Raw genomic sequence first — 21999 nt, forward strand, 5'->3', positions numbered from 1 at the left:
CGCGCGCGGCCAATTTTTCCCTGTTCGGGCAGGCCCGCCTGGACGTCCTGGAAACCGTCCCGAGCCCGCCGCCTCCGGCCGGAATATGCCGTCAACGCGATGGATTAGGCAAGGCGGAAAGCTGCCATGGGCAAATCGCGCGGTGGTTCCCACATGCGCCATAAGTCGAATGACCTCGCCGGGATCAGCCGCCCGACGGCAACTAATCCCGACCATCGCGCCGGCAAGCCATCGTTAACGGTGTTCTGCTGCAATCGGGCGCTTTCACGCAATGTTTCCGCCGGATTCGCCTCATTATGCAATTTGGATAGCTGGGAATTGTCGCTTTGAAATTTGCCTTGGAATTTGAGAGTGCCGGACCGTCGGTCGTCAAATCTATCAAGCAGCGCGATCTGCTGAACACGTGGCTGCGGCTATACGCCCGCAACCAATCGATACCGCGCTTGTCGGAGTACCAGCCGGAGCGGATCGAGGACGAACGTCCGGACTTGGTATTGTATACGGTCGACACGCTGACCCACCCGCCGCGCCTGACCATCCAGAGCAACGGCACGCGGATGTCGACCGCCTATGGCAATACCGGCAAGGGCCGCTATCTTGACGAGTATCTGGGCGCGAGGCTCGCTCCGATCGTCATGCCGGTCTACTATGAATGCATTGCGCGCCGACTTCCTGCCTACACCATCGCCAATATCGACGATCTCTACGGACGAATCGTCGCCTATGAGCGGATGCTGCTGCCGTTCTCCGACGGCGGCAGCGTCACCCATATCATCGCTTCGCTGAAGACTATCAGCGAGGACGGTGGATTCGAGATCAAGAACCTGCTGCGCGGAAATGACAAGCTGCCGGTGCCGAAGCTGCGCACCATCATCGATCGCGATCTCTTTCATCGCGCGCCCGGCCGCATTCCGTCCGGCGACGAACTCGAATTCGGCTAGGCCTTACGCGCGCGCGATTTGGACGCCAATTCCTTGCCGTAGGCGTCCGGTTTGAACCCAACCAGCAATTTGCCGCCGAGATCGAGCACCGGACGCTTGATCATCGAAGGCTGCGCCAGCATCAGTGCCAGCGCCTTGCGTTCGTTCAGGCCTTCCTTGTCGCCGTCGGGTAGCTTCTTGAACGTCGTGCCGGCGCGGTTGAGCAGCGTCTCCCAGCCAACTTCGTCGGACCATTGCTTCAGCTTGTCCTTGGCGATGCCGACAAGCTTGTAGTCGTGAAAGTCATATGCCACGCCATGTTCATCGAGCCAGGCACGCGCCTTCTTCATGGTATCGCAGTTCTTGATGCCGTAGATGGTGATGGGCATTTTCTCGCATGCCTGTCGTTTACGAGCTGCTCAAGCGCGCCGCTTAAGGCCGCTTTGGTATATCGAGCCCGCGCTGCACGGCCGGTCGGGCGAGACCGCGTTCCAGCCACGCCGGCACCTGCTTCAACGTATCGAATGCCACCAGATCACGCGCACCGTAGAAGCCGATCAGGTTGCGTACCCAGCCGAGCATGGAAATGTCGGCGATGGTATATTCATCGTCCATGGTCCATTGCCGTCCGGCAAGCCGCGTCTCCATCACATCGAGCAGGCGTCTCGATTCGGCGACGTAACGCTCGAGCGGCCGCTTGTCCTCATATTCCTTGCCGGCGAACTTATGGAAGAATCCGACCTGGCCGAACATCGGGCCGATACCGCCCATCTGGAAGTGCAGCCACTGGATTGTCTGGTATCGCCGCGCCGGATCGGCCGGCAGGAGCTTGCCGGTTTTGTCGGCGAGATATTGCAGGATTGCCCCTGACTCGAACAGCGGCAGCGGCTTGCCACCCGGCCCATCCGGATCGAGGATCGCCGGGATCTTGCCGTTCGGATTCAGCGACAGGAATTCCGGCGTCTTCTGGTCGTCCTTGCCGAAGTCGACCAGATGCACCTCGTAGGGTAATCCGATCTCTTCGAGCATGATCGAGACCTTGACCCCGTTCGGTGTCGGCAGCGAATAGAGTTGAAGGCGATCGGGATATTTGGCGGGCCAGCGTTTGGTGATCGGGAAAGCGGAGAGATCGGGCATCAAACTCGTTCTTTTGCTTGGTTTCTGGTGCCGGGCTAATGTACGGCTGATGCCGCATATAGCAAGACCTGCTCCGACCCATGACTGATCACCCATCACCGTCCAAGCTTGGCCTGAGCGACGCGGAGTTCGCGGTCCATCCGACGGTCTTCGCAAGCGATGTGCTGAAGGATCAGGTCGTTGTCGTCTCGGGCGGCGCCGGCGGCATCGGGCGGGCGATCGCCTGGCTGTGCGCGCGGTTGGGTGCGCATGTCGCCATGGTCGGGCGCGACGGTGGCAAGCTCGATGCGCTGATGGCGCAATTGGCGGGCCGTGGCCTCAAGGCTTCCGCGCATGTCGCCGACATCAGGGAGCCCGATGCGGTGAACGGGCTGTTAGATACGATCTGGGCTGCGCGCGGCCGCGTCGACAGCCTCATCAACAGCGCCGGCGGACAATTTCCGCAAGCTGCGATCGATTTTTCCGTGAAGGGCTGGAACGCCGTCATCAACACCAATCTGAACGGCACCTGGTACATGATGCAGGCCGCCGCGCAGCGCTGGCGCGACCACAGGCATCCCGGCAGCATCGTCAACATCGTGGTGGTGACGACGCACGGCCTCTACGGCATCGCCCACACCATTGCCGCGCGGAGCGGCGTGATCGGGCTGTCGCGCGCAGTGGCGGTCGAATGGGCGCCCTTGAACATCCGCGTCAACTGCGTGGCACCCGGCGCGATCGAATCCGAAGGCTGGAACGTCTATACGCCGGAGGCGCGCGCCGCCTACCCGCGCTCGAACCCGATGATGCGCGTCGGCTCGCCCTGGGACGTCGCGGAAGCCACCGTTTTCCTTGCGGGACCGTCCGCCAAATTCGTGACCGGTGAAACGCTGACGGTCGATGGCGGCGGCCAGCTCTGGGGCGAGACCTGGACCACCGGCAAGCCGGCGTATTTCGGCGGCAACGTCGAGTGACGTGCCGAGGCCCATTGCCCATGACACGCCCGCCCACGACGCGCTATCGCCTCGCCATCTTCGATTTCGACGGCACGCTGGCCGACTCGCTTCCCTGGTTTCGCTCATCCTTTGACGACATGGTCGCGCGGTTCAATCTTAAACCCGTTCCCGCCGAGGAAATTGAGGGGATGCGCGGCATGTCCGCACGCGAAATCATGGCGCGGCTCAACGTATCCACGTGGCAACTGCCTGCCATCGTCAACGACATGCGAAAGCGCAAGCTCGCCGCCGCGAGCGAGATATCACTGTTTAAGGGCATCCCGGCCATGCTGACCGACCTGCAGCGCCGCGGGATCATGACCGCGATCGTCAGTTCCGACAGCGAAGCATCCGTGCGGCAAGTGCTCGGCCCTACCACGCGCCTGATCACCTGCTTCGACTGCGGCGCCGCGCTGTTCGGCAAGCACTGGAAGTTTCGGCGCGTCGCACGAAGGCTCGGCGCAAAACCTTCGGAGACGATCTGCATCGGTGACGAGATTCGCGATATCGAGGCCGCGAAAGCGGCCGGGATGGATTCAGGCGCGGTGACATGGGGTTATGCCCTTCCCTCCGCGCTCCAGGCGGCGGGACCGACTTATCTGTTCGACTCCCTGAACGAGATGATCGAGCGGCTGGCCGCAATGAAATAGTGCCGGGCGAAGCTTCTCGCCGCACTTCGCCGACGGCTGTCATGTCCGCAAGCACCACCGTGCCAGGTGCTGATGACCCTTTAAACTATGGACGAGCACAAACTCGGCCACGGTCCAAGCTACCGGCGCGACCGGACATTCATCCACGCTTCGCGGGTCGTACAACAATGTGACGTGCGGCGTGAAATTCGTATTGGCCAACCGCCTCAACCCTCTTTGTGTCAGTGCGGCAGCAAGCATGTGCCGAAATGAGTGCAGCCGGCGCAGGCCCTCCGCGCCGATCAAGACAAAAGGACGATTGCCCGGCCCGCCCCGGAAGCTCGTCGTCCGATCGAACGACACTTCAAACGGCTGGATCCTCAAATCGGCCGCCGCCTCGCACGCCGCGCAAATCTGGCGGTCCGGCAGGCCGGTGAGGGAGAATAGCGAAACGTGCAGCCGGTGTGGCGCAATGAGCTTGCCGTTGAAGCGATGCGCACGTTTGAGCGTAGCGGCGAGCCCGTGAATTCGATCCGCTGTGGCTGCATCCGGAACTGTCGCGAGGAACAGCCGGCCACTACTACAGCTTGCAAACTTGTCCATGATAACGCAGGACAGATCATAAACATAAAGTTGTGGCAAGGCTAGCTTACAACTACGCCTTGGCAAATTCCCGTGATCTTACAAGACGCATCCGCAATGCGCCGACGACCCTGGCCGGATATACTTGTCGTGCACCGAACCGCCGCTTGCAAAAGGTACTTATGGCTTGTGGCTGCTGTCTTGCGTCGCCATGGGGGCTTCAGGTCTCGGTTGATCGCGGATTCGCCGTCCGGCCTGATTGATACTTAGCGAATTCATCCTGTCTTGCCGTCGTCGAAACTCACGATCACGGCGGCGTTCGCAATGAGAATGGAGTCGCTACCGCTCTCGGCGGGAATTTCCAGGCCGCCATTGACTGCCGTCACGTTCACCGTGCCGTAAGGCAGCTCTTTGGCGACGGCTGCCGTATCCACCCCGCTTGGATCCGGCACGGCAATCATGACATCGACAAACATGTCGTTGGCGGTCTTGCCCAGCATCCGGAAGAAGCCGAGGCTGGAGTGGCGAATGGCGTCGGAGACGGCGCGCCTGGCAGCTTTCGTGGCATCGCGTCCGTGAACGTCGACGCCCATGCCCATCTCGGTGATACAGCGGACACGTGCCATGGCATTTCCTCTCGTCGTTGGCGTGGAGATATCGATCGGCGAAGGCCCGTCTCTCAATCCTCGCTTGTTGCCGCGACGTCAAGCCGCTGTCCAACGGCGCGGCCTGAGCCTTCGCGCTTTGTCCTGGCCATCATGGGCCCGGACAAGTCTCCATTTCCCGAGTTGCGGCGACCGCAATCTGCGTGCCGGCAAGCACCTCGGTTGGGTCTCCCGGCTGGACGAGATGAATTCGTGTGCCGCTCTCCCCTGCGCCCAGCCCCGGTTTCAAGACCTGCTGGCCGTCATAATGCCCGCCATTCTGGGTGCGGTACGGGATCGGCTGATCGTTGAAGAGTCCCGTGATACGGCGCCTATAGGCCTCGGCGACGGTGGGCCATTCGGCCTCGCTCAGCCGGTCGCTCTGATAGACAACAAAGGGCGGCAGCACCTGCATGCCTGGGTAGAACAGCATGCCGTGCTGAATCGGCCACAGCAGGTCGTCGAGCCGCCCATTGACGCCGCGCTCGCCGTAATGCGGCGCGCGCCCGCCGATCGTGACCGACAACATGGCGCGGCGTCCGCTGAGGGTGCCTTCACCGTATCGGTCGCCCCAACTCTCGCCGCCGTGGGTACCGACACCATAGGCAAAACCATAGGCGAAGACACGGTCGACCCAGCCTTTCAGGATGGCTGGCATGCCGAACCACCACATCGGGAAACTCAGGAGAACGGCATCAGCCCACAACAGTTTTTGCTGCTCGGCTTCAACGTCGGGCGTCTGAGTGCCGGTGGCAAACGCATGACGCGACTCGGCCACGTAGCTGAGGCGGTCCGGCTGCGCCTGCTCGAGAAAGTCCCCGCGATCGGCGATCGCCTTCCAGTTAGCCGCATAGAGATCGGAGACCTGTACCGCATGGCCCTGCCACGTGAGCGTTTCGACCGCCAGATCCTTCAGGGCGCCGGTGAGTGATTTGGGTTCCGGGTGCGCGTGGACGATAAGGACGTTGCTCAAGATTTGCTCCTGTTGAGATTGCGCGGGTGGCGCGACGGCTCAACATGGTGGGCAAAATCATGAAGTCGAACGATTGACCTGCGGAAACGTCAAATGTTCAGCCATGCTGAACTCAAGCGCGCTCGACTTCTCTCATCATCATCCAGGCCATCTCCGTCAATGCCTGCGGCGGCAGGCGCGTCGATGGCCCGCTCACCCCGATGCTCGCACGGACCTCGCCGCCCTCACGCCAGGGAATGGCAACACAGTGGAGGCCTCGCTGGTAGTTCTCGAGGTCGAGCGCGAAACCGCGCGTGGCCACCGTCTTGATCTCGGAGAGAATTTGCGGACCGAGTGCGTCGGCACGGCTGGCGAGGACGCGTTTGCCGAGCCCAGGCATGAAGGCGAGGAATACGAGACCGACGGCCGATCGTTCCAGGGGCTCGCGCACGCCGATCGGACAGGCGCCTGCCTTTAATGCGTGGGACGACTCGATCGCATCCAGATAATAGACTTCATCGCCGCTCGGCACGGCGAGATAAACCATCGCTCCAGTCCGCTTTGCGACGGATTCGAGCGCTGGGCGCAGGCGGCTGCGCAGCGCACTGTCGTCTCCAGCTATCCGCGCCAGATTGAGAATGCGGCCGCCGAGATGATAGCGCGTATCCCCGGCGCGGCGGTGCACGTAACCAAGCTCGTCCAGCGTCTTCAGAAGATTGTGCGCGGTCGTCTTGCCGAGCTTTGCTTGCTCGGCAATGTGCTGCAGCCGCGCGGCACCGCCCTCCCGGGCGATGATTTCGAGAATCGCGGCCGCGCGCTCGATGGATTGAATCAGCCTGACTTTCGGCATTACGCGTTCACTGGCGACAGATACCATCCGCTAATTTGGCGTGGCGTCGCCGAACGACAAGTCCATCCATGTTGAATATTGTGCTCCGATCGCGTCTATCGAGCGTGGCCTTTTTGCGCGAAAGTGAGACGCGCAATCGCGCTTCGGAACAGACGGAGCATTGATCGGCCAACAAGAACAGGCCCGGGCACACGTGCCCGGGCCAACGGCTTCAGGCGCCACGTCGCCAACCAGCGATCAGCTTCAGCCACGGCGCTGAATGGAAAATGCTCATCAGCAGGTACATCGGGACCATGCCAGCCAGCGGCGAGGCTTCCACGTTCGAACACAACGCGTCTGACGATCCACCGCCACCGAGGCCGGTAACGAGCGCCATCATTGCAAACGTCGGCGCGGCCGCGAGATATAGCCCGTTGGCTGACTTGAGCGCGGCGGCATTCCAGCGAATGACGCCGCGATGGGATCCACTGGCGAAGGCCTCGCTCATGCCTTACCGCTCGTGCTCTGTTTCCGGAATGCCGCCTCTCCGGCGTCCGATACCTCGACCCACCTCTTGTCGGGCGCGGCGCCTTCGACGTAGCTGTCGTGCCAATTCCACCATTTGTAGGTCGGGGTCTGCGGGTAGCCCTCGGGCGAATCCTCCCACACCTCCTGGCGGCCGAGCGGCGTGATGTCGAGGTAATTCCAGGTGCCTCCCATCTGCTCGTCGCCGCGATTGTTGATGAAATAGGTGCGGTAGATCTTGTTGCCGTCCCGGAAGAACACATTGGTGCCGTGCCATTCGCCGACGTCGAAATCGGAATCGAAGCTGTCCGTGATCGTGTACCAGGGGATCAGCTCCCATCCCATTCGCTTCTTCAGTCGCGCGATGTCCGGCTGCGGCGCGCGCGAGGCGAACACGAGCGTGGTATCGCGGGCATTGAGATGGGCTACGTGGGCGACCTGATCGGCCACCATCGAGCAGCCGCGGCAGGCGTGATCGGGCCAGCCGAACACGCCGGGTTCGAAGAAGGCGCGGTAGAGGATCAGTTGATGACGGCCTTCGAACAGCTCGCTCAAGCTCGCCGCGCCGTTAGGTCCCTCGAATCTGTACTCCTTGTCCACCGGGAGCCACGGCATCCGCCGGCGCTCGGCGGCGAGCGCGTCGCGGGCGTGGGTCAAGGCCTTCTCCTTCAATAGCAACTGCTGGCGTGCCGCTTCCCATTCCTGTGCCGAAACGGTGTGAATCTGCATGGCTAATCTCCTGTTTGTTGCGATGCTTGTTACTTGAGCTTCGACTTGCAGCTCAGGCCGGCAGACGTGCGTCGTATTCCTTCATGAGGCCACTCCAGCCGTCCCAGAACGGCGCCGGCTCCTCGCCGTTCGCGCGGGCGACCAGGACATCGAGATGCATGTGCCAGCCGGCCATGTGCTTGAGTAGCGTGGCGCGGTCCGGGAAGCGCCGATGGATGATCGTGAGCAGCACGCCCTTGCCTTTGGGTTCCAGCTCGAACGTGACATCACCCGTGCTGTTCCAGGTGATCGACAATTTTCGCGGCGGATCGAATTCGGTAATCCGGCTCTGCATGCGATGCTCGCCGCCGAAGCCGGCCGGGGCCTTACCGGGCGGGTCCGTCAGTTCATCGTTGCGCCAGACGAGTTCGAAGGCCGCGCCGGGCTCCATGTCGCCTGCCGCCAGCCATTTGCGGCGCAGCTCGCTATCGGTGAGATAGGCCCAGATGCGCTCGATCGGGCCGGGCAGCAGCCGCTGAATCCTGAGCGTGGTCGGCTCGGTCAGTTCGCCATAGGCTTCGGGCTTCCTCGTCGAATTCATCTCTTACTCCTTTGCTTCCTGGCCTTTGTCTCGTCTTCCGCGCGCAACAGCGCTTCCAATCTGTCGAGATTGGCGTTCCAGAAACGCTCGTAGCGCTTCAGCCATGCATTGGCTTCTGCGAGCCGCGCCGCCTCGAGGCGACACAGATGGGTGCGGCCGCGGATCGTGCGCGTCACGAGGCCGGCGTTCTCCAGCACGCGCACATGTTTCGACGCGCCGGCGAAGCTCATGCGGAACGGCGTCGCCAATTCCCCGATCGTGAGTTCGCGCTCGGCCAATTGTCCAAGCATCGCCCGGCGCGTTGGGTCCGCCAGCGCATGAAAAACAGCGTCGAGATGTGCCGAATGTTCAACCATGTGGTTTAGTATATAGACGCAGCTCAAATAGTCAACCGATCGGTTTAACGTTTTCGTGAACCGAATTCCGCGCGCCTAGCTTTCCGGCAAAGTGTAGATGGCGCATGGGGTTGCGATGCCGCGCAGCGCGTGCATTCCTAGTGGAACCAACGCCGCGCTGGTTTCGGCGGCGACGGTGCTGGAGATGAGAACCGTGCGGCCGAGCGGCCGGCAAAGTCCTTCCAGGCGGCTGACGAGATTCACCGAAGGACCGATCGCCGTGAAATCCAGCCGATCGGCGGCGCCGACATTGCCCCACAGAATTTCGCCGAGGTGCAACGCGACGCCGAACGACAGCGACGGCAACCCCTGTTCGCGCCGCTCCACTTCGAGATGCGCCATTCCGGCTTTGACGGAAGCAACCGCGCGCAGCGCCGCGTCGCAGGCGTCGCTCGGCTTTTCGCCGACCGGAAAGATGGCGAGCACGCCGTCGCCGATGAATTTCAACACCTCGCCACCGAACGCGTGGACGGCACCGCCGATGCAGTCGAACCAGCCGCCAAGCGCAGCGATGACGGCAGCGGGAGGCTCCGCCTCGGACAGTGCCGTGAAGCTGCGCAGATCGCCATAGAGCAATACCGCGCGGATGGTCTCACCGACTTCGCGCCGCAACGGCCCTGCCAGCACCCGCGCAGCGCTGCGCCGGCCGAGATAGGCCTCGAGTGCGGCCGACAGCGTCGCACGCGCCGAGAGTGCAGCAAGCGGCGCCGCGGCAAAGCGGGCGGCATCGCGCAGCCCGTTTGCTTCCGCTTCCGTGAACCGGCGCGGCCCGATCCAGCCGAGCACCGGCCCGCCCTCTCCCGGCCCGATGCTGTCTTCATGCAACACGCCGCCCGCAAGCGCGATCAGCCAATTCCGGGCTGCACCGCCGGACGAATTTTCGACGCCGGCGAGCCCCGCCGGCGTGAATCCCACCGCCTCGATTACCTCGCCATTATCGGCGCGCCACAGCCAGGTGCGGCGGGCAATGATCGGATGCGGCACGGCGAGCGTCAGCGCGCCGCCGGCAAGCGGCATGCCGTCATTGGCCAAGCGCGTACCAAGCTCGGCGAGGAACCGGTCCGCGGCCGGGGAAGCGCTGGCCGCATCGACCAGCCATGTCAGCGTCGCACTTAGTTGCATGAGCCGATCATGTGGCAGAAACAATTGATTGTCATGATCGGCACTTGGTAAATCTATGGCCCGGCATATGTTCCCGTGGGGGTTGCACGATCCGTCATGCCAACGAGCAACGAGGTTTTCGATGCCTGAATCATTCGTAGTCCAGCGCGAGACCCAGATCGCCGCGCCGCGCGCCAGCGTGTTCGCCTTCCTGACGGACCCCGAGAAAATCGTGCAATGGATGGGTAGCGAAGCCTTGACGGAGATGCATCCTGGCGGGCTGTACCTACTGAAGGGCGTGGGCAGTGCGACGGCGCGCGGCACATTCCGCGAAGTCGTGCCGGTGCACCGCCTCGCCTACAGTTTTGGCTGGGAAGGCAATGACGAGGTGCCGCCGGGATCAAGCCTGATCGAGATCGATCTGATCGAGCAGGATGGTGGCACGCTGCTGCGCATGACCCATAGCGGGCTTCCGAGCGCAGCGCACCAGGCGAGCCATGCCAAAGGGTGGGCACATTATATCGACAGGTTGACCAAGGCAGCCTCCGGTCAGGATCCCGGGCCGGATCGTGGGCCGAACGGCACCCGCAACGCGTAAGGATGGTAACAGTCGAGGCGCGCATCCCCGCTATCGCACATCTTTCTTCAATACCGTCACGTGGAGACGGCGGCGGATTTCCATGCCCTGCCGCCGGTAGAGCGCGATGGCCGAGCGATTGCTGGTGAAGACGTGCAGAAAGGGAATCTCGCCGCGCGATACGATCTGGCGAGAGATGGCCGATAGCAGCATCTGCCCATAGCCACGGCCACGATGGGATGGGTGCACGCAGACGGCGGTGATCTCGGTGTAGTTGGCCGGCTTCATCCGTTCGCCGATCATTGCGACAAGCTGGCCATCGACGCGAATGCCGAGAAAAGTGCCGAGTTCATGGGTCCGCGCGCTGAACGGGCCCGGTTTGGTGAGTGCGGTCAGTTCTATCATGGCAGGCACGTCGTCGACGCCGAGGGTGACGATGTCGACGCCATTGGCTGGCGTCTCAACCGGCGTACCGGTCATCTGCTCGCCGGTCTCGGCCAGCACGATCTTGAATTCGGCTGGCGCGGTCACGGCTTCCGGCGTGAACAGCACGGCAATGTCCGTCGGCGACATCAACCCTGCGAGCGCTGCGAAATTCTCGGCGGTCCTATCCGGCATATCCGCGAACGGCGTCATCAGCGTCGGATAGCGCCGGGCGCGAGCATCACCTTCCGCCAGCGCCCGCTGCGTGGTCGTGAGCGCAGTCCAGACCGGATAATCGAGGGGATGGTTTGGGCTATCATGAACCGACATCGGGCTACTTTCATTCTCACTCAATTGTGCGATGACGTCAGCGATAGTCGCTGAGGTCGGCGACCTTGCCGCCCTCGCGGACCTCGGCGGTGTAGCGCCAGATGTCGGGCCGCGAGCCGTCGACATCCGTAAAGCCGTAGTGGCGGGCGAGTTCGCCGGAACTGACCGATTTCTGATTCCACCTACCGCGATCCGGATCGGCGGCGAGCGCCGCCACGGCGCGGCCGACATAGCGCGGCGATTCCGATAATGCGAAATCCGGCGGCGCGTGATGCCGGCCTTCCCGCTTCGTCAACGCCTCGCGCCAGTTTTCTTCGGTGACGCCGAAATTCTCCAGCATCATCTCGGAGCGCAGCCACCCGGGCGTGATTGCGACCGCCGTAGCGCCATGCGGCGCGAGTTCGTGGCCTTGCGAATAAGCGAGACGGTTCACGCTCTGCTTGACGAGGTCGTAGAAGACCGAGATGCGATAATGCTGCGCGTTGTAGTCGGCGGTGCCGTCGGTGACTTCGATGAGCAAGCCGCCAGGTTGCACGACCAGCAGCGACAACAGATAATGCGACGTCACCAGATGGGTCTCAATGCCGAGCCGTAGAATCCGCAAGCCCTTCTGCAGGTCGAGTTTCCAGATCGGCATATTCCATTCGGCGGGCCCGCCCTTCAGCCGTTCGGCGCCCCAGATGTCGTTCACCAGCACGTCGATGCGGCCGTAGTCGCCGCGGATGCGCTCGGCGAGCGCCGCGACCTGCGAAGGCTCGAGATGGTCGACGGCGATGGCGACGCCCTTGCCGCCGAGGCTGGTCACAAGCTCTGCCGTCTCCTCGATCGTCTCGGGCCGATCGTAATCGGATCGCATTGAAGCGTCGGCGCACATGCTGCTGCGTCCCGTGCAGATCACCGTTGCGCCGGCCTCGCCGAGCGCCGTGGCGATGCCGCGGCCGGCACCGCGCGTCGCGCCTGCTACGACCGCGATACGTCCGCGAAGCGAATCGTGTGACGCAATATTCATCGCAACTTCTCCTTCACGGCTCCGCGCCGACGGAGCGCATCATCACGCTTCCTCCGCCGTCGCCTTGATCAGATTATCGCGGAGCGTGACGACAGTTTGCTGCAGCCGTGCGAATTCGTCCGGCTTCAGTCCGGTCGACGATACCAGGTCCATGTGCATGCCCTTCTCGCGCAACCGGCGGCCGGAATCGGTGAGGCTGATGCGCACTTGGCGTTCGTCGGCTGGGTCGCGTTGGCGGCGCAGGTAGCCCATCTGCTCCAGCTTTTTCAGGATCGGCGTCAGCGTGTTGGATTCCAGGAACATCTTCTCGCCGAGTTCGCTAACGGTCTGGCCGTCCTGCTCCCATAGCGCCACGATCGCGATCCATTGCGGATAGGTTAGGCCGAGTTCATCGAGGCCTTTCTTGTAGGCCCGCCCGAAGGCGAGGTTGGCCGAGTAGATCGCAAAGCACAGGAAGTCGCCAAGGCGCCGCTCCCGGGCGGCCGGCTTCGGCTTCTGACCGCCCCTTGAACTGTCTCTGGAATTCTCCCTGGAACCGGCGCCTGAACCGGACCTGGAACTATCATTCGATCTCATCGGGTTGTCCTTTCCGACACGAATATGTGAAGTCTCGCATCCATATATATCGCATCCGATTAAATCGGAAGGCTTGACATTGAGGCTTCCCGGGCCTTTATAGATCGCATTCGAATACATCGTACACGATCTAATTGGAGAAGAAGCCATGAGCACTACAGCCCCCCGCACCATCGACACGCCGGCGGTCGACCTGAAGCTTGAAGTCGTCGTCATCCCGGTATCCGACGTTGATCGCGCCAAGCAGTTCTACGAACGGCTCGGCTGGCGGCTCGATGCGGATTTCGCCGGCCCGGACGACTACCGCGTGGTCCAGTTCACCCCGCCCGGCTCCAACGCGTCGGTGATCTTCGGCAAGAACGTCACCCCGGCCGCGCCCGGCTCTGCGCACGGCCTCTACCTGATCGTCTCAGACATCGAAGCCGCCCGCACAGCGCTGCTCGGCCGCGGCGTGGCGATCAGCGAAGTGTTTCACCCCGACGGCAATGTGCACGTTGGCACGGACGAGCCCTATCTGTTCGGACGTAATCGCCTGAGGGGTCCGCATCCCGAGCGCGGCAGTTATCGCTCCTACGCCTCGTTCAGCGACCCGGACGGCAATGGCTGGCTGCTGCAGGAAGTCACCGCGCGGTTGCCCGGACGCATCGATGGCAACGCGACGGCATTCACTTCGCAAGCCGCCCTCGCCGCAGCGTTGCGCCGAGCGGCCGCGGCCCATGGCGAGCACGAGAAGCGGATCGGCGGCCAATACGACGTGAACTGGCCGGACTGGTACGCCGATTACATCATGCGCGAACAGAGCGGCCAGCAGCAGGCCGCGTGAAACCCACCCGATCATCGGCGGCTCGCCCAGTAAGCGTGTCGCCGGTGTCAGCTCGACACAGGAGATTCATGATGCGCACGCTATCCAAAAGCCTCTCATTCGTTTCGCTTCCCGCGCTCGCGCTGGCCATGGCGCTTTCGGCCGGTACGGCGTCGGCACATGACGTTGCGGTGACGGGATCCACCGACAAGACCGTGACGGCTCCGCGCGACGATCTCGCCGGCAAGCTGACCCGGCGCGTGATCCAGCGCTCGCCCTCGTCGGTACCAGGGCGTGAGATCGTGCAGGTGGAGACGGAGATTCCGCCCGGCGTGGAATCGGGATGGCACGTTCATCCCGGCGAGGAGGTCGGCTACATCATCGCCGGCAATGTCGAGATGAAGATCGAGGGACGCCCCACCGTGATCCTGCGCGCCGGGGACGGATTCCTCATCCCGCCGCGGACGCCGCACAATGCCCGCGACGTCGGCCCGGAGACGGGACGAATGCTATCGACCTACATCGTCGAGCCCGGCCAGCCGCTGGCGACGTTCGTCGAGCAACACGCCGACAAGGCGGCGCACTGAAAGCCATCCCGGCTCAGCCGTCCGGTCTATCCAGGAAGGCGGCCAGCGCCTCGGCCGTTTCCTTCGGTTTTTCCTCCGGGAAAAAGTGACCGCCGTCGACCGGCTGTCCCTTCGCGTTGCCGCACCAGCGTCGCCAGATTGCCAGCGGTCCTCCCTCGCCCTCGTACCATTTCGACAGCGGACCCGCCTCGCTCCACAGGGCAAGCGTGGGACAGGTAATCTTCCGCCCCGCCTCCCGATCCTGCCGGTCGTGATCGCGATCGATCGAAGCGGCCGCGCGGTATTCCTCGCATATCGCATGCGCATGCGCGCCATCCTGCAGCATGGCGGCATATTCTCGCTGCACCTCCTCTGCGATTGCCTGCTCTGAGCCCCAGTTCGCCGCCGCGTCCGCGACAATGGCATCGCCGCAACGGGCGAGGATGGTTTCGGGAAGCGGCGATGGCTGCGCCAGCAGCGACCATGGCCAGAACGCCAGGGCCAGCCGATCATCGGCGCGATCCCATACATCGGAGACCGGGATGACATCGAGCACCGCCAGCGCATCGACCTTGTCAGGCGCATCCAGCGCCAGGCGTTGCGCAACGCGACCTCCCCTGTCATGACCCACCACCGCGAAGCGCGCAAGACCGAGGCGGTCCATCAGGACGCGCATATCCGCCGCGAGGGCCCGCTTCGAATAGGCCGCATGGTCGGGCGAGCTTTCAGGACATCCGCTTCGTCCATAGCCGCGCAAGTCGGCGCACACGACCGTATGTGTCTTGACGAGGCACGGAGCGACATCGCGCCACATAAGATGCGTTTCGGGAAACCCATGCAGCAGAAGGAGCGGCGGTCCGGCTCCCGCCCGGCGGACGAAGATCCGCGCCGAACCCGTGTCGATTTCGACCGACTGAAAGCCCTCGAACATCGCACGCTCAGTCGGGTACGGCGGCGATGGCGACGATCTCGATGACGAGGTCGGGATGTGCCAGCGCCGCTACTCCAATCACCTCCGAGGGCGGCGGATTGTTATAGCTGCAATGCTTCGGGCAATGCTCGGCAAAGAATTCGTCCATGACGTCGAGACGAAAATTGGGAGAGCTTAAGACGCCGCCATTCGGAAACGGCCCCTTGACGTATTGCGTGATCTTGACGAGGTGATCGAGCGAACTGCCGAGTTCTTCGAGATCAGCCTTGATATTGGTCAGGATCGAGCGCCACTGCGCGGCCGCGTCGCCCGCGGCGCCGCCTTTGCCGCTCGCGGGATCGTAGTTTTCAGTCGTGGCCGTATTGCCGGCCAGAAAGATATATCCCTTTGCGCCCGTGACCACCGTGCCCTTTCCCCAGGACATCAATTTGCCGCCCTTCATCTTCTTGTGTGTGACGAGCTCCATCACTTCCTCCTGCGGACGAGCCATGGTTCAGGTAATACAACCCGCGGCTGCGGGAATGGTTCGGGTCAACACTCGTCGTCCCCGCCGGGCCTGTCACCGGGCGCGCATTCGCACGGCCCGTTGGCGGGTGACAACAACTGAACATGACTGCGCGGTCTCGCTACGCCGGCACAGGCACGGTGGTCCGCGCCACCGGCACCGGCCGGAACGTCATGATGATCAGGAACGCGCCGAGCCCCATGATCCACGAGCCGACATAGAGCCAGGCGTAGCTCGCAAACGTGTCGTAGATCAAACCGCCGGCTAAAGGACCGGTCGCCATGCCGAGGCTGCCAGCCATCGCCGTGCCGCCGATCACGGTGCCCATCATCCGCAAGGGAAAGTTTTCGCGCACGAGCACGGCGTAGAGCGGCATGGTGCCGGCATAGAGGAAGCCGAACAGCGCGGCGACGGCGTAGAACGCGGCGAGTTCGCGCACGAAGACGTAGCCGAGCGCGCCGAACGCCTGCGCCAACAGGCCGAATACCAGCACGCGTTTGGCGCCGAAGCGATCGCCGAGCAGGCCGAACGCGATACGGCCGCCCATCCCCGCGAGGCCTTCCACGCTGTAGATCGTGACGGCGGCGATCATCGGGATGCCGCAACTGATGGCATAGCTCACGGTATGAATGATCGGGCCCGAATGCGTGGCGCAGCAGAAGAAATTTGTCAGCACCAAAATGATGAATTGCGGCGAGCGCAGCGCCTGCGCCAGCGTCATCTCCGGTTCCGCCGGCGCATGGAGCGCAGCGGACGCGCCCTTCTCCAGCGCCGGCGCGCGGCGGACCAGCAGCGAAACGGGAATCATGATCGCGGCCACGACGAGCGCCACGAGTTGCATCGAGGTCCGCCAGTCATGGTTCGAGACCAGCCAGGCGGCGAGCGGCGACATTGTCATCGGCGCCATGCCCATCCCTGCCGAAACCAGCGACACGGCAAGACCGCGATGGGTGTCGAACCAGCCGGTGACGGTCGCCATCATCGGCGCGAAGATGGCAGCAGCCGCGCCGCCCACCATCAGTCCGAAGACGAACTGAAATACGACCAGCGACGTCGCAATGCTCGCCAGCCCGAGGCTTGCTGCCAGCACGATCGATCCGGTCAGCACCACCGGCAGCGGCCCCAGCCGGTCGGACAAGGTGCCCCAGGCCATGCTGGTAAAGGCCATGGCGAGAAAGCCTATCGTCATCGCACTGGATATTCCGGTCACCGACCAGCCGGTATCCCGCGCGATCGGCTGCAAGAATACCGGCAGCGAAAACATGCCCCCAATCGCGACACAGCCGAGCAAGCCGCCTGCCGCGACGATTACCCAGCGATAGCTAGAATTTTTCATTCCTGTCTCCCCGTTGGCTCTCTCTGGGTGCAAGACGAACGGGAGGAGCCAAAAGCTACAGGCGCCGCTCACTTTTTTGCGAGGGCGGCATGCAGGCCCGTCAGGGGAACGATCTGACCCGCGGCTCAGTTAACCGGCCAGCGCCGCAGCACAGTGAAGAGCCTGGGAGATCACCATGGCCGTCCACTTCAACCATACAATCCTTTCGACCCACGATAGCAAAGCATCGGCAACGTTCCTCGCCGAGATGCTCGGTCTTCCAGCGCCGCGCCGATGGGGGCCATTCTATATGGTCACCACCGAAAACGGCGCCAACCTCGATTACATGAACGTCGACGGCGATATTGCTCCGCAGCACTATGCATTTCTGACCAGCGACAGCGAGTTCGACGCGATTCTAGGCAGGATCCAGGAACGGCAACTCCCCTACTGGGCCGATCCCGGACGAACTCAGCCGGGCAAGATCAACCACCATGATGGCGGGCGCGGCGTATACTTCAATGAGAGGAACGGACATCTTCTCGAGATCATTACCCGCGAGTACGGCAGCGGCGGTTGGAACCCTTGAGGGTTCGGGCCATACCGTAGCGATTGATCGCAGGATCAACCACCATCAGGCTCGCGCCTTTGTTGCGCCGCTGATGCTCCCTCGCCAAACCCCGGGAGATACAATGCGGTGAATTACGCCACCGGTCGGGCGCGCTATTTCCATGAATCAATTAATGAGGCTCGATCTGCACAATGGGGCGCGCATGTCAGGTTCGAGCGGTTTTGCAGTCGAAGGTTTCACGACCATCCCGGCGCTCTTTGAAGAGCGAAACTTGCGGGAGATCGAACGGCAGGTTCAGCGCCAGCTCTCGCTGCCGCATGATCCGATCATGAACCGCGTCGGCAACGATCTCATCCCATTGCGCTGGAATGATGCGATCGTCACGCGCTTGCTTGAGGAGACATCCGCGCTTGATCGCATCAGGTCTGCGGTAGCGGCCGCGGACCTGCGCTGGATTTCCGCCTATATTTCATCCAAAGGCGGCTCGACGCCCGCGCTGCTGTGGCACCAGGACTGGTGGTGCTGGGATCACGCCATCAGCTTCGCGCCGGCCGCCCCGCAGATCGCCGTGCTCTGCTATCTCAGCGACACCGATCGGCAGACCGGCGCGTTGCGGGTTCTTCCGGGCTCGCATCGGCGCGGCCTGCCGATCCACGCCGAGCTTCCCGAGCCGCACAGTGCAGCGGCCGAGCAGCTAGCCCCCGATCACCCGGCGCTCGGCGACCACGAAGGACAGGTCACGCTCAGCCTGAGCCGCGGCGATGCCGCTGTTGTAGACTACCGGTTGCTTCATGGCACGCATCCCAATCGCAGCCTGTTGCGGCGCGATGCCCTGCTGCTTTCGTTCGCGCCGAACTGGCGCTCGCTTCCGGAATCCATTCGCGCGCATCTTGCGATGCATCCGGCCCTGCCGAGCATTGATGAACGGCCTGCCATCGCTAGGTGGGGCGAAGAAATCTTCCCGCGCTACGATGGCACGCCTGCCTCCCTGCAGATCAATCGCGTGGCGCCTTTGCACGGATAGCACGCTGGACTCACGTCTCAACCGACGCGCGAACGTCAAGGATGCCGCTGCCGTCAAGGAATGCGCGCCTCACTCGGATGTGACGCGGAATCCGCTGGATTCATGCGAATGTCCTAACGCGTGCCGGCGCCGGCGAGCGTGGTCTGGAGAGCGCCTCTCATTAAGATTACGCCTTAACCAATGATTAATTATGTCTTTGCGGGCGCGAAAGGCACGGCTTAGCGTTGGGAAAGCTGCCCAGCAACCTCCGATGAGGTGAGTGCCATGACCTACAAAACGACGTTGATCGCGTCTCTCACTGCAGTCGCGCTTGTCCTTGCCGCGGGCGAGACATTTGCCGATCCGGGCGCAGCGCGCGGTGCAGGCATTGCGCCGGCCGGTCCCGGTGTTGCGCCGCAGCGTCCGGCTTTCCCAACCTTCCGATCGATGCATCATCATCACCACCACCGCGGCGTCGGCTTCTTTCCGGGCGCAGGCGGCGTGGTCTATGGCCTGCCGAGCGAGGTCGAGCAACCCGTCGTCGAGGCTCCGCCGATCAAGCAGTCGGACGATCTCCGTTTCACCTGCGTCTACGACATTCCCTGGGACTACGTGCATCGCTGCCCGCAGTTCAATACGCCGCGATATTAGGTTGAGCGTTCGTAGGGTCGGAGCGCAGCGTATCGCGACGGCCGCATTCTCGCCGCGTCATTGCGAGCGAAGCGAAGCAATCCATCGTTCCGCGTATGAGGTAATAATGGATTGCTTCGCTGCGCTCGCAATGACGTGGATATAGCATCGCGTTCTCGCGACATGTTTTGCCCGAGCCTTGCAATTTCATTTTGCCCTCCTCTAGTTCAGAGGGCGCAGGGAAGACCGGGTGCTTGCTGCACCCGAGGTCTCGTGTGCCGTTGCGCATAGCAAGAGCTGCACACGAGCATACAGGTACAGCGGGGGCATCCCGGCCTTCCCTGCGCAGTGGCTTTACGGCTTATAACGTGCTCTCCCCGGCGAACGGCTTTTTTGCCACCGTCGCCCCAAAGAAGCCTGGTTTGAAGCTTCGCTTCTCAAGGACTTAATGCCAGCACCGCGACATCAGGACCACACGACTTCACCGTACGCTTCCTGCGCGCAACGTCTCTCGCGCCATCCGCGTCCACCGCATCTCACCGCACGTCAGTGACGATGGCCAACGCCCCTCATCTGCCGCGAGACGTGCGGAGTTATGCGACTGATTTGGGTGAGAACGAAAGCGGAATATTTTTTATTATTGTTGATTCCTGGGCTTGACACGATTTCGGAAAATCAGAAGTGATTTGCCTGGCGGCCAGTTTTGTGGCGCGACCTTGAGTTATCGTCAGTGCACTGTCACCACAGCTCCGATCTGATCTAAGCCCTCCTCCCGGTTCGCTTGGTCATTGGTGCTTTACGCCGCTCCCGCTTGCCTCGGGCAATCTCCGTCGCCAGCGCGTCCAGCTTCGGCTCCCAGAAACTCCTGAACTGACCGATCCACGCGTCCACCACCTGAAGCCCGGCAGCATCTACCGAATAGAGGCGTCTTTGCGCCTCTGCCCGGACGCTTGCAAAGCCGCTCTCGCGCAGCACCTTGAGGTGCTGCGACACTGCGGCTTGCGTGATGCCGAACTCGGCGCCTATCGCCTCCACCACTTCCCCGGACGCCATTTCACGCGAACCGAGCAGTTCGAGGATGCGACGGCGCACCGGGTCGGCGAGGACTTCGAAGACGTGCATCAGCTTCCTGTGCCCGGGTGCGCGATGTCAGGCGGCATCTCGCCGCGATAGAAAGCGATGGTTCGATCTGACCGCTCCTTTGCCGAGGCCGGATCAACTCCACTCGCCACATGCGCGGCGCGCCAGTATTCGCCGCTCTGACTCATGAACTCCTTGCCGTCTGCAGAACCCATCCATGTCTCGGCCGTTTCATGGTCGACCGACGCTCCGGTCGCAAGGTACCGTTCAAGTCCCGTGACGGCGAGGTCCCAACCGATGCCCACCGCGCCTGGACCGAACTGGTTCCAATGATCTTCAATGATTGCGGTGTGCTCCAGCGTCAAGCGCGCCTTGTCGCGTTCTGCCGCGAGCTTGACGTCAATCCAACTCGTCCCGCCGCCGAATTCCCATGTCGCCGCGAAATGCCTTGGCGGCGTACACGCGGTGATGGTCCCGCCCGCATTCCCCTTGAGCTGGTACCTTCCGCCCAAACTGAGGTCTCCGTCGACCGGTAAAAACCATCGCGGGATGCGCTCCTTGCTGGTCAGCGCGTCCCAGAGGTCATCGACATCAGTGTCATAAAGGCGTGTCAGCGTCACCGCGCTCGCTGCTTTGCCGTCCTTTTCAAAATTGCGCACCGAGCGCGTCACAAGCCCCAACACCGTGGCGACGTCAATTTCCATGCCGTTCTCCCCGTCTTTCGGCACATAATATCGGGCAGCACTTATATAAGTCAAGACTTATAACGCCGAAAATCTCCGCCCCCACTCTTTGACCGTTGACAGCGCGACGCGTAAGTATATCCTTACGCGTCAGTGATGACTTACGCGAAAACGGGCTGGACGGCTCTGGCCGACCCGACAAGGCGCACGATCTTCGAGCGGCTGGTCGAGCGGCCGTGCTCGGTCAGTGAGTTGGCTAGTGCCCTGCCGGTCAGCCGGCCGGCGGTCTCGCAGCACCTGAAGGTGCTCAAGGACGCGGGCCTCGTGGCCGATACGCCGTCCGGCAAGCACCGCATTTACCGGGTCGATCCGGCCGGGCTAGCGGCCCTGCGTACGGAGCTCGACCAGTTCTGGAGCAAGACGCTGGCGGCCTACAAACTGGCCGTTGAGCAACCCCCGGAGGAGCAATGAGCACGCCTGCAGCAGACAATTCAGTAAAGCGGTCCATCGTGGTCGAGGCACCGATCGAGCGCGCATTCAAGGTCTTCACCGAAGAGTTCGGTAATTTCAAACCCGCCGAGCACAACTTGCTCCGGGTTGAAATTGCGGAAACGGTGTTCGAGCCTCGAGTCGGCGGCTATCTCTATGACCGCGGCGTCGATGGCAGCGAGTGCCGCTGGGCGCGCGTGCTGGCTTACGAACCACCCAACCGCGTGCTCCTCAGCTGGAATATCAGCCCCCAGTGGCAGATCGAGACAAATCCGGACAAGACCAGTGAGTGGGAGGTGCGGTTCACCGCCGAAACGGCACGCCGGACCCGCGTTGAAATCGAGCACCGCAAGCTGGAGCGCCATGGCGAAGGCTGGGAAGGCGTGCGCGACGGAGTTGCCGGTGACCAAGGTTGGCCTCTGTACCTGCGGCGCTTCGCCGAGCTATTGAGCCGCTAGGCCTGTACTGCAGGATCGTCGGCACCGACGCCAAGCGCGCGGGTGAGCTAAAGC

Annotated in this window: 31 protein-coding genes; 12 read left to right on the forward strand and 19 right to left on the reverse strand. The window is 62.7% G+C overall.

Annotation, left to right across the window (positions count from 1 at the left end; all coding sequences use genetic code 11):
- Positions 1 to 126: 126 nt before the first annotated feature.
- Complete coding sequence (locus HCN50_RS18940; RefSeq protein ID WP_171711165.1) at positions 127 to 330, forward strand: hypothetical protein; 204 nt, start codon at positions 127 to 129, stop codon at positions 328 to 330.
- A gap of 8 nt (positions 331 to 338) precedes the next feature.
- Positions 339 to 941, forward strand: coding sequence for a PAS domain-containing protein (locus HCN50_RS18945; protein WP_171711166.1), 603 nt, complete (start codon positions 339 to 341; stop codon positions 939 to 941).
- Here HCN50_RS18945 and HCN50_RS18950 read toward each other — a convergent pair.
- On the reverse strand, positions 938 to 1309 hold the full coding sequence (locus HCN50_RS18950) for an ArsC family reductase (RefSeq protein WP_171711167.1): 372 nt from the start codon (positions 1307 to 1309) through the stop codon (positions 938 to 940). The two genes, HCN50_RS18945 and HCN50_RS18950, sit on opposite strands and share 4 nt — an antisense overlap.
- Before the next feature lie 43 nt (positions 1310 to 1352).
- Positions 1353 to 2057, reverse strand: a complete 705-nt coding sequence (locus HCN50_RS18955; protein WP_171711168.1) for a glutathione S-transferase family protein — start codon at positions 2055 to 2057, stop codon at positions 1353 to 1355.
- A gap of 80 nt (positions 2058 to 2137) precedes the next feature.
- Here HCN50_RS18955 and HCN50_RS18960 point away from each other — a divergent pair, with 80 nt between their 5' ends.
- Entirely contained in the window at positions 2138 to 3010 is an 873-nt protein-coding gene (locus tag HCN50_RS18960; protein WP_171711169.1) for an SDR family oxidoreductase, read from the forward strand.
- A gap of 20 nt (positions 3011 to 3030) precedes the next feature.
- Positions 3031 to 3681 (forward strand): HAD hydrolase-like protein, encoded by a 651-nt coding sequence (locus HCN50_RS18965; protein WP_171711170.1) that lies wholly within the window; start codon positions 3031 to 3033, stop codon positions 3679 to 3681.
- Between the two features lie 39 nt (positions 3682 to 3720).
- Here the strand turns inward: HCN50_RS18965 and HCN50_RS18970 are convergent, their stop codons facing one another.
- From HCN50_RS18970 to HCN50_RS19010, 9 genes are all read right to left on the reverse strand, one after another.
- Positions 3721 to 4263: a 2'-5' RNA ligase family protein gene (locus HCN50_RS18970; RefSeq protein WP_171711171.1), complete on the reverse strand. Its 543-nt coding sequence runs from the start codon at positions 4261 to 4263 to the stop codon at positions 3721 to 3723.
- 254 nt (positions 4264 to 4517) lie between these two features.
- Complete coding sequence (locus HCN50_RS18975; RefSeq protein WP_171711172.1) at positions 4518 to 4868, reverse strand: Lin0512 family protein; 351 nt, start codon at positions 4866 to 4868, stop codon at positions 4518 to 4520.
- Positions 4869 to 4998: 130 nt separating this feature from the next.
- Positions 4999 to 5859, reverse strand: a complete 861-nt coding sequence (locus tag HCN50_RS18980; RefSeq protein ID WP_171711173.1) for an NAD(P)H-dependent oxidoreductase — start codon at positions 5857 to 5859, stop codon at positions 4999 to 5001.
- A gap of 112 nt (positions 5860 to 5971) precedes the next feature.
- Positions 5972 to 6688 (reverse strand): IclR family transcriptional regulator, encoded by a 717-nt coding sequence (locus HCN50_RS18985; RefSeq protein WP_171711174.1) that lies wholly within the window; start codon positions 6686 to 6688, stop codon positions 5972 to 5974.
- Between the two features lie 211 nt (positions 6689 to 6899).
- Positions 6900 to 7175, reverse strand: coding sequence for a hypothetical protein (locus tag HCN50_RS18990; RefSeq protein ID WP_171711175.1), 276 nt, complete (start codon positions 7173 to 7175; stop codon positions 6900 to 6902).
- Positions 7172 to 7921 (reverse strand): DUF899 domain-containing protein, encoded by a 750-nt coding sequence (locus HCN50_RS18995; RefSeq protein ID WP_171711176.1) that lies wholly within the window; start codon positions 7919 to 7921, stop codon positions 7172 to 7174. The genes HCN50_RS18990 and HCN50_RS18995 overlap by 4 nt, the downstream gene beginning before the upstream one ends.
- Positions 7922 to 7973: 52 nt before the next feature.
- On the reverse strand, positions 7974 to 8501 hold the full coding sequence (locus HCN50_RS19000) for an SRPBCC family protein (protein ID WP_171711177.1): 528 nt from the start codon (positions 8499 to 8501) through the stop codon (positions 7974 to 7976).
- Positions 8498 to 8857 (reverse strand): ArsR/SmtB family transcription factor, encoded by a 360-nt coding sequence (locus tag HCN50_RS19005; RefSeq protein WP_171711178.1) that lies wholly within the window; start codon positions 8855 to 8857, stop codon positions 8498 to 8500. The genes HCN50_RS19000 and HCN50_RS19005 overlap by 4 nt, the downstream gene beginning before the upstream one ends.
- Positions 8858 to 8932: 75 nt before the next feature.
- Positions 8933 to 10018 (reverse strand): adenylate/guanylate cyclase domain-containing protein, encoded by a 1086-nt coding sequence (locus HCN50_RS19010; RefSeq protein WP_171711179.1) that lies wholly within the window; start codon positions 10016 to 10018, stop codon positions 8933 to 8935.
- Positions 10019 to 10139: 121 nt separating this feature from the next.
- Between HCN50_RS19010 and HCN50_RS19015 the strand changes: the two genes are divergently transcribed.
- The gene (locus tag HCN50_RS19015; protein ID WP_171711180.1) at positions 10140 to 10595 is read left to right on the forward strand and encodes an SRPBCC family protein; all 456 of its coding nucleotides are present in this window, start codon (positions 10140 to 10142) and stop codon (positions 10593 to 10595) included.
- A gap of 30 nt (positions 10596 to 10625) precedes the next feature.
- Here HCN50_RS19015 and HCN50_RS19020 read toward each other — a convergent pair whose 3' ends face one another.
- Genes HCN50_RS19020 through HCN50_RS19030 form a run of 3 tightly spaced genes read right to left on the reverse strand, consistent with a single transcriptional unit; the run spans position 10626 to position 12912 of the window.
- Positions 10626 to 11327: a GNAT family N-acetyltransferase gene (locus HCN50_RS19020; protein ID WP_171711181.1), complete on the reverse strand. Its 702-nt coding sequence runs from the start codon at positions 11325 to 11327 to the stop codon at positions 10626 to 10628.
- A 37-nt stretch (positions 11328 to 11364) separates the two neighbouring features.
- A complete protein-coding gene (locus HCN50_RS19025; protein ID WP_171711182.1) occupies positions 11365 to 12336 on the reverse strand; it encodes an SDR family oxidoreductase in 972 nt (323 codons plus the stop codon).
- A 42-nt stretch (positions 12337 to 12378) separates the two neighbouring features.
- A complete protein-coding gene (locus HCN50_RS19030) occupies positions 12379 to 12912 on the reverse strand; it encodes a MarR family winged helix-turn-helix transcriptional regulator (protein WP_171711183.1) in 534 nt (177 codons plus the stop codon).
- A gap of 148 nt (positions 12913 to 13060) precedes the next feature.
- Between HCN50_RS19030 and HCN50_RS19035 the strand changes: the two genes are divergently transcribed.
- Positions 13061 to 13735: a VOC family protein gene (locus tag HCN50_RS19035; protein ID WP_171711184.1), complete on the forward strand. Its 675-nt coding sequence runs from the start codon at positions 13061 to 13063 to the stop codon at positions 13733 to 13735.
- Between the two features lie 71 nt (positions 13736 to 13806).
- The gene (locus HCN50_RS19040; protein WP_210264986.1) at positions 13807 to 14301 is read left to right on the forward strand and encodes a cupin domain-containing protein; all 495 of its coding nucleotides are present in this window, start codon (positions 13807 to 13809) and stop codon (positions 14299 to 14301) included.
- A gap of 13 nt (positions 14302 to 14314) precedes the next feature.
- On the opposite strand, the gene HCN50_RS19045 is transcribed toward HCN50_RS19040, so the two are convergent.
- The 3 genes from HCN50_RS19045 to HCN50_RS19055 all read right to left on the reverse strand — a co-directional run bounded on the left by HCN50_RS19045 (position 14315) and on the right by HCN50_RS19055 (position 17052).
- A complete protein-coding gene (locus tag HCN50_RS19045; RefSeq protein ID WP_171711185.1) occupies positions 14315 to 15211 on the reverse strand; it encodes an alpha/beta fold hydrolase in 897 nt (298 codons plus the stop codon).
- A gap of 7 nt (positions 15212 to 15218) precedes the next feature.
- On the reverse strand, positions 15219 to 15677 hold the full coding sequence (locus HCN50_RS19050) for a RidA family protein (RefSeq protein ID WP_171711186.1): 459 nt from the start codon (positions 15675 to 15677) through the stop codon (positions 15219 to 15221).
- 160 nt (positions 15678 to 15837) lie between these two features.
- A complete protein-coding gene (locus HCN50_RS19055; protein ID WP_171711187.1) occupies positions 15838 to 17052 on the reverse strand; it encodes an MFS transporter in 1215 nt (404 codons plus the stop codon).
- A gap of 175 nt (positions 17053 to 17227) precedes the next feature.
- Between HCN50_RS19055 and HCN50_RS19060 the strand changes: the two genes are divergently transcribed.
- The 3 genes from HCN50_RS19060 to HCN50_RS19070 all read left to right on the forward strand — a co-directional run bounded on the left by HCN50_RS19060 (position 17228) and on the right by HCN50_RS19070 (position 19256).
- Positions 17228 to 17620: a VOC family protein gene (locus tag HCN50_RS19060; protein WP_171711188.1), complete on the forward strand. Its 393-nt coding sequence runs from the start codon at positions 17228 to 17230 to the stop codon at positions 17618 to 17620.
- Positions 17621 to 17804: 184 nt separating this feature from the next.
- Positions 17805 to 18626, forward strand: a complete 822-nt coding sequence (locus HCN50_RS19065; RefSeq protein WP_171711189.1) for a phytanoyl-CoA dioxygenase family protein — start codon at positions 17805 to 17807, stop codon at positions 18624 to 18626.
- A 264-nt stretch (positions 18627 to 18890) separates the two neighbouring features.
- On the forward strand, positions 18891 to 19256 hold the full coding sequence (locus tag HCN50_RS19070) for a hypothetical protein (protein ID WP_171711190.1): 366 nt from the start codon (positions 18891 to 18893) through the stop codon (positions 19254 to 19256).
- Positions 19257 to 19994: 738 nt separating this feature from the next.
- Here the strand turns inward: HCN50_RS19070 and HCN50_RS19075 are convergent.
- Both HCN50_RS19075 and HCN50_RS19080 read right to left on the reverse strand, forming a co-directional pair.
- Complete coding sequence (locus HCN50_RS19075) at positions 19995 to 20357, reverse strand: ArsR/SmtB family transcription factor (protein ID WP_171711191.1); 363 nt, start codon at positions 20355 to 20357, stop codon at positions 19995 to 19997.
- Positions 20357 to 21019 carry an SRPBCC family protein gene (locus HCN50_RS19080; RefSeq protein WP_171711192.1) on the reverse strand — a complete coding sequence of 221 codons (663 nt, stop codon included), beginning with the start codon at positions 21017 to 21019 and terminating at the stop codon, positions 20357 to 20359. Before HCN50_RS19080 ends, HCN50_RS19075 begins: the two co-directional genes overlap by 1 nt.
- A 135-nt stretch (positions 21020 to 21154) precedes the next feature.
- Between HCN50_RS19080 and HCN50_RS19085 the strand changes: the two genes are divergently transcribed.
- Both HCN50_RS19085 and HCN50_RS19090 read left to right on the forward strand, forming a co-directional pair.
- A complete protein-coding gene (locus HCN50_RS19085) occupies positions 21155 to 21469 on the forward strand; it encodes an ArsR/SmtB family transcription factor (protein WP_171711193.1) in 315 nt (104 codons plus the stop codon).
- On the forward strand, positions 21466 to 21945 hold the full coding sequence (locus tag HCN50_RS19090; RefSeq protein WP_171711194.1) for an SRPBCC family protein: 480 nt from the start codon (positions 21466 to 21468) through the stop codon (positions 21943 to 21945). The genes HCN50_RS19085 and HCN50_RS19090 overlap by 4 nt, the downstream gene beginning before the upstream one ends.
- Positions 21946 to 21999: the final 54 nt, after the last annotated feature.

The organism is Bradyrhizobium archetypum, from assembly GCF_013114835.1.
Classification (GTDB): Bacteria; Pseudomonadota; Alphaproteobacteria; order Rhizobiales; family Xanthobacteraceae; genus Bradyrhizobium; species Bradyrhizobium archetypum.